Consider the following 15,342-nt stretch of genomic DNA (forward strand, 5'->3'; position numbering starts at 1 on the left):
TTCGCTCAGAATCGGTGCTCACCGAGCCACAACACGCTGAGGCCACTGAGTGAGCGCTCCGTCTGGTCGGCCAACTGCACCATAGAGCGCCCGAGCAACCCGACGACGGCGTCCGGTAGCGATGCCGCCGGCTGCGACGACGCCTTGGGCCGCAGCCGGTCTAGCAGCGACGAACCCGGATACGAGACGATGCGCACCTCGGCGTCGGCGTCCATTCCCGCCAACACCTTGGCCCTCGTGATCGCGGCGCGCAGGCCACCGAGGTGATCGACCAACCCGCGCTCGTGCGCGTCCGCGCCTGTCCACACCCGACCGCGCGCGACGGCGTCGACATCCTCGACGCTCATCTTGCGGCCCACCGCGACCCGCTCGATGAAATCGGTATAGAGCAGGTCTGCCTCGGCCTCCACATGCGCATGCTGCTCGTCGGTGAACGGCTCGTTGAGCGACCATGCGTCGGCGTTGCGGTTGGTACGTACCGTCCCCGAGCCGACGCCGAGGCGGCCCTTCAGTTCGCGGGCAACGAGCTTGCCGGCAAGCACACCGATCGACCCGGTGATCGTGCCGGGGTTGGCGACGATCTCGTCGGCGGCCATCGACACGTAGTAGCCGCCCGACGCGGCGACCGCACCCATCGACGCGACCACCGGCTTGCCCTTGTCGCGGCTCTGTTGCACTTCGCGCCAAATGGTTTCGGATCCGGTCACCGAGCCGCCGGGGCTGTCCACCCGCAACACGATCGCCGAAACGTCTTCAGCGGCCGCGGCTTCGCGAAGCGCCGCGGCGATCGTGTCACCGCCCGCGCTCGAACTGCCCAGCGGCAGCGGTTGCGTGCCGCCGCGACCACTCACGATCGGGCCGTGCAGGGTCACCACGGCGATCGTCGCCTTCTTGCGTCCGGGGATGGACGGCACGGGCAGAGCTGGGCGTTCAGCCGTCGCACGCGCATAACGCGACAGGAACAGCCGCGGCGGCGCGTCGTCGGAGTCCGCGTCCGCGCCTGCCGTGAAGTCCGGTGCGCCGGCCAGTTCGGCCATGCGTGCATAGGCTTCGTCACGGAAGCCGATGTGGTCGATCAACCTTCCGGCGAGCGCGTCTTCGCGCAGCAACGGCGCCTTGTCGGCGAGCGCGTCGACGTCTTCGGGCTCGATGTGACGCGACTGTGCGACCGCCTCCAGCACCTGGGCGTGCTGGCTTTGAATCAACCGCTCGTCGGCTTCGCGATGGGCCTCGGTGTAGCCGTCTTCGGTGAAACGGTTTGCCGCAGACTTGTATTCACCGCGCGCGATGAACTGCGCCTCGACTCCGATCTTGTCGAGCGCGCCACGCAGGAACAGTGCGTTCGTCGCGAAACCCACCAGACCCACCGTGCCCGCAGGCTGCATCCACACCTCGCGGAATGCTGAGGCCAGGTAGTACGACAGCGTGCCGGGATAGGTCTCGGCCCACGCCAACGACGGCTTGACGTCGCTGAACGCCGCGATGGCCGAACGCAGTTCCTGCACTTGGCCCGGCGATGCAGCGGGCAGCTGCACCCGAGCGACCAGGCCCGCGACCCGGTCGTCCTCGGCCGCCCGGTGGATCGCCGCGACGGCTTCCCGCAACAGCAGCGGACGGCCCGCCCCGGAGATCAATGCCAGCGGGTCGAATCCAGCGGTCTCGCTCGGCACCGACGTCAGGTCGAGTTCGAGCACGCATCCGTTGGGGACACCGTTGTGGCGGGCGGTGTCGATGCGCCGTGCCAGCGCGCGCACGTCGTCGAGACCGGGGAGTCCGGACATGCCGGGCAGGAAAACGGACATGCTGCGAGCCTACCGACGCCGCGCAGCGCCTCGGCCCGGCGAGCGCGTCTACCGTGGTGCCGTGCGGTTCGACATCTCCGTCCCCCAGCGCGTCGCGGGCGGTTTCGATGCCGTCGCCACTCGCGACTACCTGATCCGGGCTGAAGCACTGGGCTTCACCGGCGCGTGGACGCTGGAGCAGACGATTGGGCCCTCACCGCTGCTCGCACCGCTGGAGATGCTCGCATGGGCCGCCGCACACACCGAGCGGATCCGCCTGGGCGTGGCCGTCCTCGTGACCTCCCTGCACGAACCGCTTCAACTGGCCTCGGCGGTGACGGCGGTCGACCACCTCAGCCACGGACGGCTCGACCTCGGGGTGGCCCCTGGCGGCGGCACCCGCAAGTTCGCGGCCTTCGGCGTCGAACGCGCCACGTTCGTCAGCAACTTCACCGAAGGGCTCGAGTTGATGAAGGCGGCCTGGTCCGACGAACCCAAGGTGACGTTCCACGGCCGGTTTCGTGACGTCGACGGGCTGCCGATCCAACCCAAACCCGTCCAGCGACCGCACCCGCCGATCTGGTTCGGCGCCAACGCTCCTCGCGCCATCGTCAGGGCGGTACGCCACGGTGACGCGTTTCTGGGAGCAGGTTCGTCCACCACGTCTGCGTTCGCCGAAGCCGTCAGAAGCGTTCGCAGCGAACTCGCCGGACAATCAAGGGATGCTGCGGAATTCACCGTCGGCAAGCGCGTGTACCTGATCGTCGACGATGACCCCTTCCGCGCCAGGGAGCGGGTACTGGCCGGCCTGCGCCGCATCTACGGCGGGATGGCCGGCATCGACGCAGTACCGGTCTCCGGCACATCCGCCGACGTGGTCCGCGGGTTGCGCCAGGTCGTCGACGCAGGCGCCGAGATGCTACTGCTCAACCCCGTCGGCGAGAACGTCTCCGAAGACCGCGAGCAGATGGAACGTCTGGCGGCAGAAGTCATTCCGCAGCTGAAGTGACGCCGCGTCGAGTCGAATGAAGCCCTTTCAGCGGCCCATGAAGCGGCCGTGCTGCGGGCAGTAGACGGCGACCGCCGCGCGCATCAGCCCCGCGGCCTGCCCGCGATCCATGCCGGTGCCGGTAAGGCGGTTGACCACACCGCGCACGACAGGTACCGGGTTGGCGGTGCCGTCCAGACCTGCGGTCAGCATGTCGCAGATACCCTGACCCAACGCAGGCAGGTCGGTTTCACCGAGCGGAATCTGCAGTGCCTCGACGTGATCGGCGAACTTCGCATCGTCATCCTGGGCTTGGGCGGTCGCCACGCCACCGAACAACGCAATACCGGCGGCGCCGGCGACGGCGGTGAGCCGGCGGAGATGGGTCATATCTGCTCCTGATGTGTCACGCCTACGCACCATATCGGCGGACGGCGCCCGACGTTACGTCCGCCCAACACGAAAGCCCCCGCCTCCACGGCAGGGGCTCCCGGTCGACGCAGGGTTACAGCTCGGTCGCCGAACCGCCCGCCGAGGAGATCTTCTCGCGCGCACTGCCGCTGAACTTGTGCGCGGTGACGTTCACCTTGACGGTGAGCTTGCCGTCGCCGAGCACCTTGACCAGTGCGTTCTTGCGCACCGCACCCGCGGCCACCAGCTCGTCGACACCGACGTCGCCGCCCTTCGGGAACAGCTTGTTGATGTCGCCGACGTTGACGACCTCGTACTCGGTGCGGAAGCGGTTGCGGAAGCCCTTGAGCTTCGGCAGCCGCATGTGGATCGGCATCTGACCGCCCTCGAACGTCGCGGGGACGTTCTTGCGGGCCTTGGTGCCCTTAGTGCCGCGACCCGCGGTCTTACCCTTCGAACCCTCGCCGCGACCCACACGGGTCTTGGCCGTCTTCGAACCGGGCGCCGGTTTCAGGTCGTGCAGTTTGATAGGTGTCATTATGAGGCCTCTACTGCTTCAACTTTGACGAGGTGATGCACGGTCTTGATCAGGCCGCGCGTATGCGCGTTGTCCTCGCGGACGACGGACTGGCGAATCTTGCGCAGCCCCAACGACCGCAGGCTCTCCCGCTGCTTCCAGCGCGCACCGATGGTGCTGCGCACCTGGGTGATCTTCAGCTCTGCCATTTACGACGACCCTTCACGCGCAGCCGACGCGGCAAGCGCCTCGGCCTCCCGGCGCGCCCGCATCATGCCCGCAGGCGCCACATCTTCGATCGGCAGCCCCCGTCGGGCGGCAACCTCTTCGGGACGCTGTAGCAGCTTCAGCGCCGCAACGGTGGCGTGCACCACGTTGATCGCGTTGTCGCTGCCCAGTGACTTGGCCAGGATGTCGTGAACGCCGGCGCATTCCAGCACCGCGCGAGCCGCGCCGCCTGCGATCACACCGGTACCGGGGCTGGCCGGACGCAGCATCACCACACCGGCGGCGGCTTCGCCCTGCACGGGGTGGGTGATGGTGCCGCCGATCAGCGGAACCCGGAAGAAGTTCTTGCGTGCTTCTTCGACGCCCTTGGCGATGGCGGCGGGAACTTCCTTGGCCTTGCCGTATCCGACGCCGACCATGCCCTTGCCGTCGCCGACGATCACCAGCGCGGTGAAGCTGAACCGGCGGCCACCCTTGACCACCTTGGAGACGCGGTTGATCGAGACGACGCGCTCGAGGTAGTTGCTCTTGTCGCCGCCGTCGCGGCCACGACCGCCACGGTCGTCGCGGCGACCACGTCCGTCGCGGTCGCCCCGCGACCCGCGGCCGTCCTGGGGGCCGCCGGCTGTTGCCTGTTCGGCCATCATGCAGTCCTTCCCATTGTGTTGAGCTCAGTCATCAGAATTCCAACCCGCCTTCGCGCGCCGCATCGGCGAGCGCCGCGATCCGTCCGCCGTAGGTGTACCCACCGCGGTCGAACACGACCTTGTCGATCCCTGCGGCCTTCGCGCGCTCGGCGATCAGCTGACCGACCCGCACGCTGTGGGCTTTCTTGTCACCGTCGACCGCCCGCACGTCGGCCTCGATCGAGGACGCCGCGGCCAGCGTGGTGCCGTTGAGGTCGTTCACCAGCTGCACGTGGATGTGCCGCGACGAACGGTTGACCACCAAGCGCGGCACCTCTGCCGTGCCGGAGATCTTCTTGCGCAGGCGAGCGTGCCGACGCAGCCGCGCCACCCGCCGCGCCTCAGAGATGTTCTGACCCACGGGCTTGCGCGTCGCCGCTGCCGAATTTGTTGTCGAAGCCATTTACTTACCTGTCTTTCCGACCTTGCGGCGGATCTGCTCGCCCTCGTAGCGGATGCCCTTGCCCTTGTAGGGATCGCTCTTCCGCAGGCGGCGGATGTTCGCCGCGACCTGGCCGACCTTCTGCTTGTCGATGCCGGAGATCGAGAACTTCGTCGGTGTCTCCACCGCGAACGTCACCCCCTCGGGGGCGGTGATGATCACCGGGTGGCTGTAGCCCAACGCGAACTCGAGGTTGGAACCCTTGAGCTGCACGCGGTAACCGACACCGAAGATCTCCATCTTGGTGGTGTAGCCCTCGGTGACACCCGTGATCAGGTTCGCCACCAGCGTGCGCGACAGACCGTGCAGCGAACGGCTGCGCCGCTCGTCGTCGGGCCGCGACACCACGATGGCGCCGTCGTCGTCACGGGCGACCCGGATCGGGTCGGCCACCGCCAGTTCGAGAGTGCCCTTGGGCCCCTTGACCGACACGTTCTGCCCGTCGATCGACACGTCGACGCCGCTGGGGACCGGGACCGGCTGCTTTCCAATACGCGACATTTGAGCTCTACTCCCTCTCGCCTACCACACGTACGCGAGGACTTCGCCGCCCACGCCCTCTTGGGCTGCCTGGCGGTCGGTCCGGAGCCCCGATGACGTGGAGATGATCGCCACGCCGAGGCCGCCGAGAACCCGCGGCAGATTGGTGGATTTCGCGTACACCCGCAGACCGGGCTTGGACACGCGGCGCAGGCCGGCGATGCTTCGCTCCCGGCTGGGGCCGTACTTCAGTTGGACGACCAGCGACTTGCCGACCCGAGCATCCTCGGTGCGGTAGTCGGCGATGTAGCCCTCTTTCTTCAAGATCTCGGCGATGTTGGCCTTGAGCTTCGAGTGGGGCAGTGTCACCTCGTCGTGGTACGCCGAATTGGCGTTGCGCAGACGTGTCAAGAAGTCTGCGATCGGATCCGTCATAGTCATCGAGCGCTGCTCCTCTTCGTCGCTGCGCTCCGCATCGTCGTCATCGCGGTCATGACAGCGGTCTCACCTTTCTCGCGGTGGTTCCCGGTATCCGGGCCTACCGCAACCTGTTTGGTTGGGGTCTGGTCGTTGCTTGCCGCTCTTCGCGCAAGCGCTCATCGTCGGGCTTCGTTACCAGCTGCTCTTCTGCACACCGGGCAGTTCGCCAGCGTGTGCCATCTCGCGCAGGCAGATCCGGCACAGGCCGAACTTGCGGAAGACGGCGTGCGGCCGCCCGCAGCGCTGGCAGCGGGTGTAGGCGCGCACCTTGAACTTCGGCTTCTTGTTGGCCTTGTTGACCAGTGCCTTCTTTGCCATAACTCAGTTCTCCTTGAACGGAAAGCCCAGCGCCCGCAGCAGCGCTCGTCCTTCGTCGTCGGTCGTCGCCGAGGTGACGACGGTGATGTCCATGCCACGGGGGCGGTCGATGGAGTCCACATCGATCTCGTGGAACACCGACTGCTCGGTGAGTCCGAAGGTGTAGTTGCCGGTGCCGTCGAACTGCTTGGGCGACAGCCCGCGGAAGTCGCGGATACGCGGTAGCGCGATCGAGATCAACCGGTCGAGGAATTCCCACATCCGGTCGCCGCGCAGCGTGACGCGAGCGCCGATCGGCATGCCCTCGCGAAGCTTGAACTGGGCGATGGACTTACGCGCCCGGCGCACCTCCGGCTTCTGGCCGGTGATCAGTGCGAGATCGTTGACCGCGCCGTTGATCAGCTTCGCGTCACGGGCGGCGTCGCCGACGCCCATGTTGACGACGACCTTGACCACGCCGGGGATCTGCATGACGTTCGCGTAGCCGAACTCCTTGGCCAGCGCGTCGCGGATCTCTTCGCGGTAGCGCTGCTTGAGGCGCGGCAGGGTCTTTGCGGTGTTTTCGACGGTGGTCATGTCAGTTGATGTCCTTGCCGTTGGTCTTGGCGATGCGGACCTTCTTGCCGGTCTCCTCGTCAACCCGGTATGTGATGCGGGTCGGCTTGCCGTCGGAGTCGACGACCATCACGTTGGAGACGTCGATCGGCGCCTCCTGGGTGACGATGCCGCCGGACTGTGCGCCGCGCTCGTTGCTCGACACCGCCGTGTGCTTCTTGATCCGGTTGACGCCCTCGACGAGGACCTTGTTGCGCGCCGGGTAGGCGACCAGCACCTTGCCCTTGGCGCCCTTGTCCTTGCCCGAGATGACGAGCACGGTGTCGCCCTTGTGGACCTTCATCTACAACACCTCCGGAGCAAGCGAGACGATCTTCATGAAGCGCTTCTCGCGCAGTTCGCGGCCGACCGGGCCGAAGATGCGGGTACCGCGGGGGTCGTTGTCGGCCTTGATGATGACGGCGGCGTTCTCGTCGAACTTGATGTAGCTTCCGTCGGCGCGACGACGCTCCTTGACGGTGCGCACGATGACGGCCTTCACGATCTCGCCACGCTTGACGTTGCCGCCGGGAATGGCTTCCTTGACGGTCGCCACGATGACATCGCCGATGCCGGCATAGCGCCGCGACGAGCCACCGAGCACGCGGATGCACAGGATCTCCCTGGCGCCCGTGTTGTCGGCGACCTTGAGCCGCGATTCCTGCTGAATCACTCGATCTCCTCGACCTGGTTTTTGTATGCACGCCAGATACCGACCTGGACGTACGCGGTCTTGCTGTCACCGAAGGGCACGCGGGGCCCGCCGCACGCGACTGGCCGAGGTCTGCCCAAGGCAACCGCCTGATTCTATGGGAGGACCTGCAGGAAGCCAAATCGCCGCTGATCACGACCCCTCCTGCCGCGCGAGTGTGCGTGTTTGCCGACGGCTCGCCGCGGATTCTCGACACTTCTCGCACGCTCGCGGGCCCCCGAGCGCTCCGAACCAGGAGTTTCGCGTCGATTCAATGAGTGATCACTCAGGCAATGGCGATGCCGAACTCCCCCAGCAGCGGCGATGCGAGCGGGTCGAACCCCGCCGTCTGGGCGGGAGCTTCGACGTGCACGGCCACCAGGTAGTCGCCGGTGCTCGTCGGGATATGGGCGATCCGGTCACCGAACTGCACCGCAGGCCCCTGCGAGCCCGCCCACGACCCAAGCAGCTTCTGACCGCTGTAGCCGCACAGCTCGGCCGGCAGCACGCTCAGCGTGCTGATGTCGGCCGCCGCCACGGCGTCGTCGGCATAGCGTTCGAACGCTTCGGCCGGCGGCAGCGTTGTCTCGGCGATGGTGACCGTCGCCCACATCCCGTCCGGTCCGGCCAACCGCAGCGCGATATCTCCCTGCCCCGCCGCCGTGGACCATCCCGTGGGTAGAGCCACCGTGACCTTGGGCGCCGCCGGATCGGGCACCGTGGCCGACACCTGCTCGGACGGCGTTTCCGGCAGGCTGCACGCGCGATCGACCGCCGAGGTTTGCGGCGTCGGCACGATGCCCGGCTGGGCGGTATCAACCTGCGGGTCGGGCGATGCGGGCGACGACGGCGTCGAGGTGGCGGCGATCGTCGTGTCGGAGACCACGGCCTCTTCTGCGATCGGTACGCCTTCGCTGTTGTCGACACACGCGGTCAGCAGGCACGTCAGCGCGATCGCCTGCCCCACGGCGTACTTCATGGATTCCGTCCCGCCTCCATGCTCGGTGTATTCAGTCCTTCGCGAAGGCGCGCACGAACTCCCTCTCCAGGTCCAGATACGGCTTACCCGAGACGTCGATGTTCACCGCGACGATCGTGCCACCGGTGAACGCAAACGGCGGCGTGTACGAACGGGAAACCGGGGATCCGGCGTTTCTGCCGATGCTCAGACTCGCGCCGGCGAGCCCGAATGTGCCCGGGTGGACGCGCATTTCGCGCAACGTCGCGACCTGCTGGTCGTCGATATACAAAGCCGCGTCTCCGATCGGGGTATGGCTGCCTTCGGCAGTTCCGGTGCGGACATACGCGACCCCGAACGAGTGCCGCCCCAAGGGCACTGCATCCGGCGACGACATTCGCTGCTCGTCTTCGCCCAGGAAGTTGTAGACGTAGTGAAGCCGCCCGTCCTGCACGAACATCACGTGACCGCCGTGGGCGCCACCGTGTTTGAAGATCACACCTTCGGCGCCCGACGTGTCGATCGCCATCTCGGCCATGGCCGCGAATGACCGCCCTTGTATCTCGACCGCAGCTCCCATCCCGACGTCGGCGGTGCCCGGGTAGTACCGGTAAGAGTCACGCCGGCCCGCCACCCCCGGCCGCCACCGCGAAATGGTGTCGAAGATGTTCAGGTCGCCAAGCGGCAACCCGTTGTACTTGTCGGCCTCGGCAAACCACAACTCCTTGAGTTCTTCGAGTTTTTCCGGGTTTTCGGTGGCCAGGTCGTGGCACTGATTGCGGTCGGCTTCGATGTGGAACAGCTCCCATCGGTCGCTGTCGAAGTGCGACCAACCCGCCGGCGATGCGGCGTGCACGGTGTTGGCGAACCAGCCGTCGTGCCAGATCCCCCGTGTGCCGAGCATCGTGTAGAACTGCGTGCGCTTGTCGGTTTCCGCCGACGAATCCCGCAGCGCTGCCTCGAAACTCACCCCGTCCAGCGGCTTCTGGGGCACTCCTTTGACCGTGTCCGGCGGGGTGATACCGAGGAGCTGATAGATCGTCGGTGTGACGTCGCAGACGTTGATGTAGCTGTCTCGCACCTCGCCGTGTGCGGCGATCCCCTTGGGCCAGGAGATGATTGCGGGGTCCGCGATCCCGCCTTCGTGCGAGGCGTAGCGCTTGAAGAGTTTGTACGGTGTGTTGAACGCCATCGCCCAGCCGGTCGGATAGTGGTTGTAGGTCTCCGGGCCGCCGAGGTTGTCGAGGAGACGAAGGCCGTCCTCGACGGTGTCGATGTATCCGTTGAAGAACTTGACCTCGTTCACCGAGCCGTTCGGGCCGCCTTCGCCGCTCGCGCCGTTGTCGGAGATGACGACGATGATCGTGTCGTCGAGCTGACCCGACTCCTCCAGATAGTCGATGATGCGACCGATCTGCGCATCGGTGTAGGACAGGAATCCGGCGAACACTTCGGCCATGCGCGCGAACAGGCGCTTCTCGTCGTCGCCGAGCTCATCCCACGGCCGCACCGTGTCCTGTGTCGGCCACGGTTCACCGTTGGGCCCCTTGACGTCTCCGTACGGATTGATCGGCGAGAGTTCGGTGTCGGAGGGCACGATGCCGAGCTTCTTCTGGTTCTCCAGCACGATCTCGCGGTATCGCTCGTAGCCCATGTCGAACTTGCCGGCGTAGCGGTCGGCCCACTCGGCGAAGACGTGATGCGGGGCGTGCCCGGCTCCTGGGCAGACGTAGGAGAACCACGGCTTGTCCGGTGCGATCACCTTCGCATCGCGGATGAACTCGATGGTTTTGTCCGCCAGGTCCTTTGACAGGTGGTAACCCTCCTCCGGTGCGGCCGGCGGCGCGACGGGGTGGTTGTCGTAGACCAGCTCCGGATACCACTGGTCGGTTTCGCCGCCCATGAACCCGTAGAACCGCTCGAAGCCGCGCGACAGCGGCCAATGTCGTTTGGTGGAGGCCAGATTCGACTCTTCGAGCGGTGTCAGATGCCACTTGCCGACGCAATAGGTGTTGTATCCGTGTTCGGCAAGCACTTCAGACAGTAGCGCGGTGTCGAACGGGATCCGCCCGTTGCAGCCGGGGAAGCCTTCGGTGAACTCCTCGATGGTGGCCATGCCGACGGTCGTCGGATTGCGGCCGGTCAACAGGGACGCCCTGGTCGGTGAGCAGAGCGCGGTGGTGTGGAACTGCGACAGTCGAACGCCGCGTTCGGCGATACGGCTCATCGTGGGCATCTCGACGAGGCCGCCGAAGCAGTCCCATGTGGCGATACCGATGTCGTCCCATACGAGGTAGAGCACGTTGGGGGCGCCTTCGGGTGCGGTCGGTGCGGCGTACGGGCCCCAGTCCGGTTCCGAGTCGCGGATGTCGAGTTCGATCTTGCCGTTGAATTCGGTTCCCATGCCCAGCCTTGTCCGGTGTCGCGTCGCAGTGTGGCCCGGAGATTACACGTGGGGTGTCTCGGTTAGCTGACGATTCGACGACGACGTCGTCACCGCCCGTCTGGTCAGCCACCACTGAACAATTCCGAGAGGAACCGTCCACCCCAGCCATGCACCGACTCCGGCGGCGAACCATTGGAAATGTTCGACATTGCCGCCAAAGACGTTGTCCTGCAACGGTTGAAAGGAGACATAGATGACAGGCGTCCAAATTCGGTTGGCGATGACGGACAGTGCCAGCGTCGCGCTGCGCACCATGTTCCGCCGGTGGTCGGAGGTGCGGCGACTCCGGGCCGCGGCATAGCCCCTCGCGGTGAACCACAGCCACAGCGCGCCCAACGTCACGTTGCTGACAGCCAAAAGTGGTCCGAACGGAGTGACCGCGCCGATCACCATCGCCGACACAGCGGCCGGAAGTGCAGCGACGACGTACAGGCGACCGCAACGGCGATGCAGTGCGGGGTGATGAGTACGAAGCCGAGGCCAGATCTGCACCACTGCCGCGACCATCGCGACACTCGCGAACATGACATGAAACACCAACAGCGGGTAGTGCAGCCAGAACGTGGCGGGCACCCGGGTGCCGCCGGTCAGATACGGCGGTACGGAGAAGCCCAGAAAGCACGCCACGACGACCGCGAGTGCAAGCGCCCACCAATGAGAAGTCCGACGAAATGCGTATGACATACGCAACGAGCGTACGGCATACGCGCTCGATGTCCAGTGACTTAGGCTGACCATCGATGAGCGAATCCCTACCGCGCGCACTGAAGCTCCTCTGGCATGAGCCGAGCGAGCCCGCACGCTCCACTGGGCTGAGCCGGGAGCGCATTGTGCGCGCAGCCGTCGAACTGGCCGACGCCGACGGTCTGGACGCCCTGTCCATGGCCCGACTGGCCGGGCGTCTGGGGTGCGGCACGATGTCGCTGTACCGGCATGTCGCCAACAAGGACGAGCTGGTGATCTTCATGTCGGCTGACGCGGTCGGCCGCCCACCAACGGGTGCGACGGCCAATTGGGCTGAGGCGCTGACGAATTGGGCGCACGGATTGTGGAACGTCTACCACCGCCACCCGTGGTTGCTACAGGCCGTGTCCGCCGGGCCGCCGGCCGATCCGGGCCAGGTGGCGTGGCTGGACGCGGGGCTGGCCGCCCTCGCCGACACCGGGCTCACCGAGCGCGAGAAGTTCGCCGCGGTCATGGCGGTTCTGCACTTCGTGCGCGGCGCGGCGGCAGTCGACATCTCGGCTGGTCGAACCGATTGGCCGGGTTATCCGGCACTTCTTCGGGGCCTGCTCGACCCGGAGAAGTTCCCGGCACTCGCCGCGGCGCTGCAAGAGGGTGTCTTTGACCCCAGCGACGACGACCCTTCCGCGGACTTCCGCTCCGGGTTGGGTCAACTGCTCGACGGCATCGCCACCAGGATCGGTTAACGGGCGCGACGACCCCGGCGACCGAAACACGCTTTGCGGCGGATTTCGAGCAGCGCGGTGGCACTTCCCGAAGATTGCGCTCACGTCTCTGGATTTTCGACCCACACGTGCAGATCAGCCAATTCGTATACGGTTTCGCATTGTGACTCGTTCGTTTCGGCGTTTCGATGAGTGGCTCAACCGCCAGCTCGAAGAATGCGCACGCAATGCCGGCACGGATGTGGAAACCTACGTCGCACGTGCGGTCGCATCACAAATGGTCGCCGACCAGATGCGCACCAACGTCTCGGCGAAGGAACTGCTCTCGCACCTGTCCGAATCAGGAGTGCTGGACAGCGATGCCATGCCAGACGTGTCGACGGTGGTAAACGACCCCGACCGACTGAGCTCACTGCGTTCGACCGGACTCCTCGACTCACCGCCGGATCCGGTCTACGACCGCATCACCCAAGCGGCCGCAGAAGCGCTGGGGACGCCGTTCGCGGCGGTGAGTCTGGTGGATGCCGACCGTACGTTCTACAAGAGCACCGCAGGGATGGGGAAGCTCTCGATCGAGGACCGAGCGATGCCGTTCGACCAATCCATCTGCCAGTACACCGTGGCCGACGGAGCCGCTTTGGTCGTCGAAGACGCACGGACCGACCCGGTGTTCATGAACCACCCTGTGGTGCGCGGCGGTGCGATGGCCGCCTACCTCGGCATACCCCTGATCGATCAAAATGGCCACGCGATCGGCACGCTGTGTGTGTCCGACAGCAAGCCAAGGCAGTGGAGCACCGGCCACGTCCAGATTCTGAGCGATCTTGCGCAACTGACTACGGAGCGGATTTTCAGCGCCCCTCCCACTTCAAACGCTTGATAACAGAACTTCAGCAAACCTGAAGTTCGCTGGCACGGGATCGTGCGTTTTCAACGCTTGCCATGACTGCGCTTTTTGAGATCGGGGTCGGTACAGTGCATCTAACCTAGTTGCCAGTTCCGTCCGAGAGAGTGATAAATGCAGCTTAAGGCGGATGTCTCGGAGCACGCGCCTAGTAGCCGTCCGACGGTGCCGCGGTTGAAGGTCGTGCCGGCTCCGTCGCCGAATCCGACACCCCGCTGGGTTGAAGTTCTCCGTGTCGATCCGTGGTACTCGATGATCACCGTGGCGATCGACGCCGTCCTGGCTGTGGCCGCGGTGGCGCTGGCGCATTGGTGGATCCCGGGCGACATGGAGCAGGATCGCAACATCGCCCTGTTCTCGTGGCTTTTCGTCCCGATGCTGCTGCTCGTGATGACCACCCGGTCGATTTATCGACAGAAGCTGAATGAGGGCTTCCTGGACCAGTTCGAGCCCGTGGCAACGTCGATCGCGGTGGCCGCTCTGGCCACGTTGACGCTGATGGTGCTCATGGTGCCCCGTCTGCCGGTCGGAGAGGTTCTCACGCCGTACGTCCGCCCGAGCGAGCTCGTCCTGAAGATCTGGGTGTTCGCCGCCATTCTCATTCCCGTGGTGCGCCTGGCTCGGTCGTTGGTGAACCGCTGGCTGCGCAGGAGGTTCGATGTCGGCAGGCCGGCACTGGTCGTCGGCTCCGGTCCGGTCGCCCATCAGCTCATTTCCCGTATGCGTCAGATCCGGGACTACGGCATGTGTCCGGTCGGTGTATTGGATGACACGCGGCCCACAGATGTGGAGATGTTCGACGTCCCTTACCTGGGCGGTACGAACGAGCTCGAGAGCGCCGCGCGCGCCACGCGGGCCGAGGAGCTCATCATCGCCCCGTCGCCGCTACCCGACGAACACTTGTCGCGGACCGCGCAATTGGCTCAGGAACTCGGGTTACGTGTGCGTGTGGTGCCGCGATTGATGGACTCAGTGGGCAGTGGCACCCGAATCGAGCACATGGGCGGGGTACCGCTCATGGTGCTGACCCGCGTCAATCCGAAAGGCTGGCAATTCGCCGTCAAGCATGGCGGTGACCGCGTCGCTGCGCTGATCGGACTTGTGCTCATCTCGCCGTTGCTGCTCGTGCTCGCGATGGCGGTGAAGTTCAGCTCGCCGGGCCCGATTCTCTTTAGTCAAGGGCGGATCGGACGCGACGGAAAGGTGTTCGGGTGCCTGAAGTTTCGCACCATGCGCCAACCCGAGAAGGCCGCTGCTGGTTTCGAACCCGAGAAGGGTACGGCGCCGGGCGGAGTCGAGGGTGAGGATCGACGCACCCGCATCGGCCGCATCATGCGCAAGGCATCGCTGGACGAACTGCCCCAACTGATCAATGTGCTTCGCGGAGAGATGAGCCTGGTGGGGCCGCGCCCCGAGCGGCCGGAGTTCGTCGAGTTGTTCGAGATGCACGTACGTCGCTACGGCCAGCGCCACCGGGTGAAGGCGGGCATGACGGGTTGGGCCCAGGTGCACGGTTTCCGGGGCCAGACCTCGATTGCCGACCGCGCCGAATGGGACAACTACTACATCGACAACTGGTCGCTGCTTTTGGATTTCAAAATATTGCTTCTGACCGTGCTGGCGGTCCTGCGGCCCGCAGAAGACTGAGCGCAAAAGCGAAAACCCCCGACACATTCGGTGTTCGGGGGTTTTCCTTGCGGTTCGGCCTATTTGGCCTTCTCGAGAATCTCGACGAGCCGCCAGCGCTTGGTTGCCGACAGCGGACGCGTCTCCATCAGCGACACCCGGTCGCCGATGCCCGCGCTGTCGTCCTCGTCGTGTGCCTTGACCTTCTTGGTGGTGCGGATGATCTTGCCGTAGAGCGGGTGGCTCTTACGATCTTCCAGCTCGACCACGATGGTCTTCTGCATCTTGTCCGAAACCACGTACCCGATGGCCGTCTTGCGGCGGCCACGCTCCTCGTCCTTGCGCGGGGTGTACTTGGGCCCTTTTGCAGTGTTCTCTGCCAT

General features: G+C 65.6%; 20 protein-coding genes. 4 read left to right on the plus strand and 16 right to left on the minus strand.

The genetic code is table 11. The annotated features are described in order from the left end of the window. Positions 1 to 5 precede the first annotated feature (5 nt). Entirely contained in the window at positions 6 to 1,802 is a 1,797-nt protein-coding gene (gene sppA / locus AAHH99_RS11355; protein ID WP_418768711.1) for a signal peptide peptidase SppA, read from the minus strand. 61 nt (positions 1,803 to 1,863) lie between these two features. Between sppA and AAHH99_RS11360 the strand changes: the two genes are divergently transcribed. Then, positions 1,864 to 2,790, plus strand: a complete 927-nt coding sequence (locus AAHH99_RS11360; RefSeq protein ID WP_418768712.1) for an LLM class flavin-dependent oxidoreductase — start codon at positions 1,864 to 1,866, stop codon at positions 2,788 to 2,790. Between the two features lie 27 nt (positions 2,791 to 2,817). Here the strand turns inward: AAHH99_RS11360 and AAHH99_RS11365 are convergent, their stop codons facing one another. From AAHH99_RS11365 to AAHH99_RS11430, 14 genes are all read right to left on the minus strand, one after another. Then, positions 2,818 to 3,159, minus strand: a complete 342-nt coding sequence (locus AAHH99_RS11365) for a DUF732 domain-containing protein (RefSeq protein ID WP_064419496.1) — start codon at positions 3,157 to 3,159, stop codon at positions 2,818 to 2,820. A gap of 115 nt (positions 3,160 to 3,274) precedes the next feature. Continuing rightward, a complete protein-coding gene (gene rplO / locus AAHH99_RS11370; protein ID WP_064419497.1) occupies positions 3,275 to 3,718 on the minus strand; it encodes a 50S ribosomal protein L15 in 444 nt (147 codons plus the stop codon). Further along, a complete protein-coding gene (gene rpmD, locus AAHH99_RS11375; protein WP_064419498.1) occupies positions 3,718 to 3,906 on the minus strand; it encodes a 50S ribosomal protein L30 in 189 nt (62 codons plus the stop codon). The genes rplO and rpmD overlap by 1 nt, the downstream gene beginning before the upstream one ends. Further along, positions 3,907 to 4,569 carry a 30S ribosomal protein S5 gene (gene rpsE / locus AAHH99_RS11380; protein ID WP_418768713.1) on the minus strand — a complete coding sequence of 221 codons (663 nt, stop codon included), beginning with the start codon at positions 4,567 to 4,569 and terminating at the stop codon, positions 3,907 to 3,909. A 34-nt stretch (positions 4,570 to 4,603) separates the two neighbouring features. Further along, positions 4,604 to 5,014 (minus strand): 50S ribosomal protein L18, encoded by a 411-nt coding sequence (rplR, locus tag AAHH99_RS11385; protein WP_418768714.1) that lies wholly within the window; start codon positions 5,012 to 5,014, stop codon positions 4,604 to 4,606. Then, entirely contained in the window at positions 5,015 to 5,554 is a 540-nt protein-coding gene (rplF, locus tag AAHH99_RS11390) for a 50S ribosomal protein L6 (protein WP_418768715.1), read from the minus strand. A 21-nt stretch (positions 5,555 to 5,575) separates the two neighbouring features. After that, positions 5,576 to 5,974 (minus strand): 30S ribosomal protein S8, encoded by a 399-nt coding sequence (gene rpsH / locus AAHH99_RS11395; protein ID WP_064345607.1) that lies wholly within the window; start codon positions 5,972 to 5,974, stop codon positions 5,576 to 5,578. Positions 5,975 to 6,145: 171 nt separating this feature from the next. After that, entirely contained in the window at positions 6,146 to 6,331 is a 186-nt protein-coding gene (locus AAHH99_RS11400) for a type Z 30S ribosomal protein S14 (RefSeq protein WP_059101363.1), read from the minus strand. 3 nt (positions 6,332 to 6,334) lie between these two features. Continuing rightward, positions 6,335 to 6,907, minus strand: a complete 573-nt coding sequence (gene rplE / locus AAHH99_RS11405; protein WP_418768716.1) for a 50S ribosomal protein L5 — start codon at positions 6,905 to 6,907, stop codon at positions 6,335 to 6,337. Position 6,908: 1 nt separating this feature from the next. After that, on the minus strand, positions 6,909 to 7,229 hold the full coding sequence (gene rplX / locus AAHH99_RS11410; protein ID WP_064345605.1) for a 50S ribosomal protein L24: 321 nt from the start codon (positions 7,227 to 7,229) through the stop codon (positions 6,909 to 6,911). Beyond that, the gene (rplN, locus tag AAHH99_RS11415) at positions 7,230 to 7,598 is read right to left on the minus strand and encodes a 50S ribosomal protein L14 (protein ID WP_064400107.1); all 369 of its coding nucleotides are present in this window, start codon (positions 7,596 to 7,598) and stop codon (positions 7,230 to 7,232) included. A 304-nt stretch (positions 7,599 to 7,902) separates the two neighbouring features. Next, entirely contained in the window at positions 7,903 to 8,595 is a 693-nt protein-coding gene (locus AAHH99_RS11420) for a hypothetical protein (protein WP_418768717.1), read from the minus strand. Between the two features lie 31 nt (positions 8,596 to 8,626). Further along, positions 8,627 to 10,978 carry an arylsulfatase gene (locus tag AAHH99_RS11425; RefSeq protein ID WP_418768718.1) on the minus strand — a complete coding sequence of 784 codons (2,352 nt, stop codon included), beginning with the start codon at positions 10,976 to 10,978 and terminating at the stop codon, positions 8,627 to 8,629. Between the two features lie 42 nt (positions 10,979 to 11,020). Then, the gene (locus AAHH99_RS11430; RefSeq protein WP_418768719.1) at positions 11,021 to 11,704 is read right to left on the minus strand and encodes a DUF2306 domain-containing protein; all 684 of its coding nucleotides are present in this window, start codon (positions 11,702 to 11,704) and stop codon (positions 11,021 to 11,023) included. Positions 11,705 to 11,760: 56 nt separating this feature from the next. Between AAHH99_RS11430 and AAHH99_RS11435 the strand changes: the two genes are divergently transcribed. The 3 genes from AAHH99_RS11435 to AAHH99_RS11445 all read left to right on the plus strand — a co-directional run bounded on the left by AAHH99_RS11435 (position 11,761) and on the right by AAHH99_RS11445 (position 14,980). Further along, positions 11,761 to 12,450, plus strand: a complete 690-nt coding sequence (locus AAHH99_RS11435) for a TetR/AcrR family transcriptional regulator (protein WP_418768720.1) — start codon at positions 11,761 to 11,763, stop codon at positions 12,448 to 12,450. Positions 12,451 to 12,592: 142 nt separating this feature from the next. Next, positions 12,593 to 13,309: a GAF domain-containing protein gene (locus AAHH99_RS11440; protein ID WP_418768721.1), complete on the plus strand. Its 717-nt coding sequence runs from the start codon at positions 12,593 to 12,595 to the stop codon at positions 13,307 to 13,309. 138 nt (positions 13,310 to 13,447) lie between these two features. Then, the gene (locus tag AAHH99_RS11445) at positions 13,448 to 14,980 is read left to right on the plus strand and encodes a sugar transferase (protein WP_418768722.1); all 1,533 of its coding nucleotides are present in this window, start codon (positions 13,448 to 13,450) and stop codon (positions 14,978 to 14,980) included. Between the two features lie 59 nt (positions 14,981 to 15,039). On the opposite strand, the gene rpsQ is transcribed toward AAHH99_RS11445, so the two are convergent. After that, entirely contained in the window at positions 15,040 to 15,342 is a 303-nt protein-coding gene (rpsQ, locus tag AAHH99_RS11450; RefSeq protein WP_418768723.1) for a 30S ribosomal protein S17, read from the minus strand.

It is taken from the genome of Mycobacterium neumannii, from assembly GCF_048452905.1.
Taxonomy (GTDB): domain Bacteria; phylum Actinomycetota; class Actinomycetes; order Mycobacteriales; family Mycobacteriaceae; genus Mycobacterium; species Mycobacterium neumannii_B.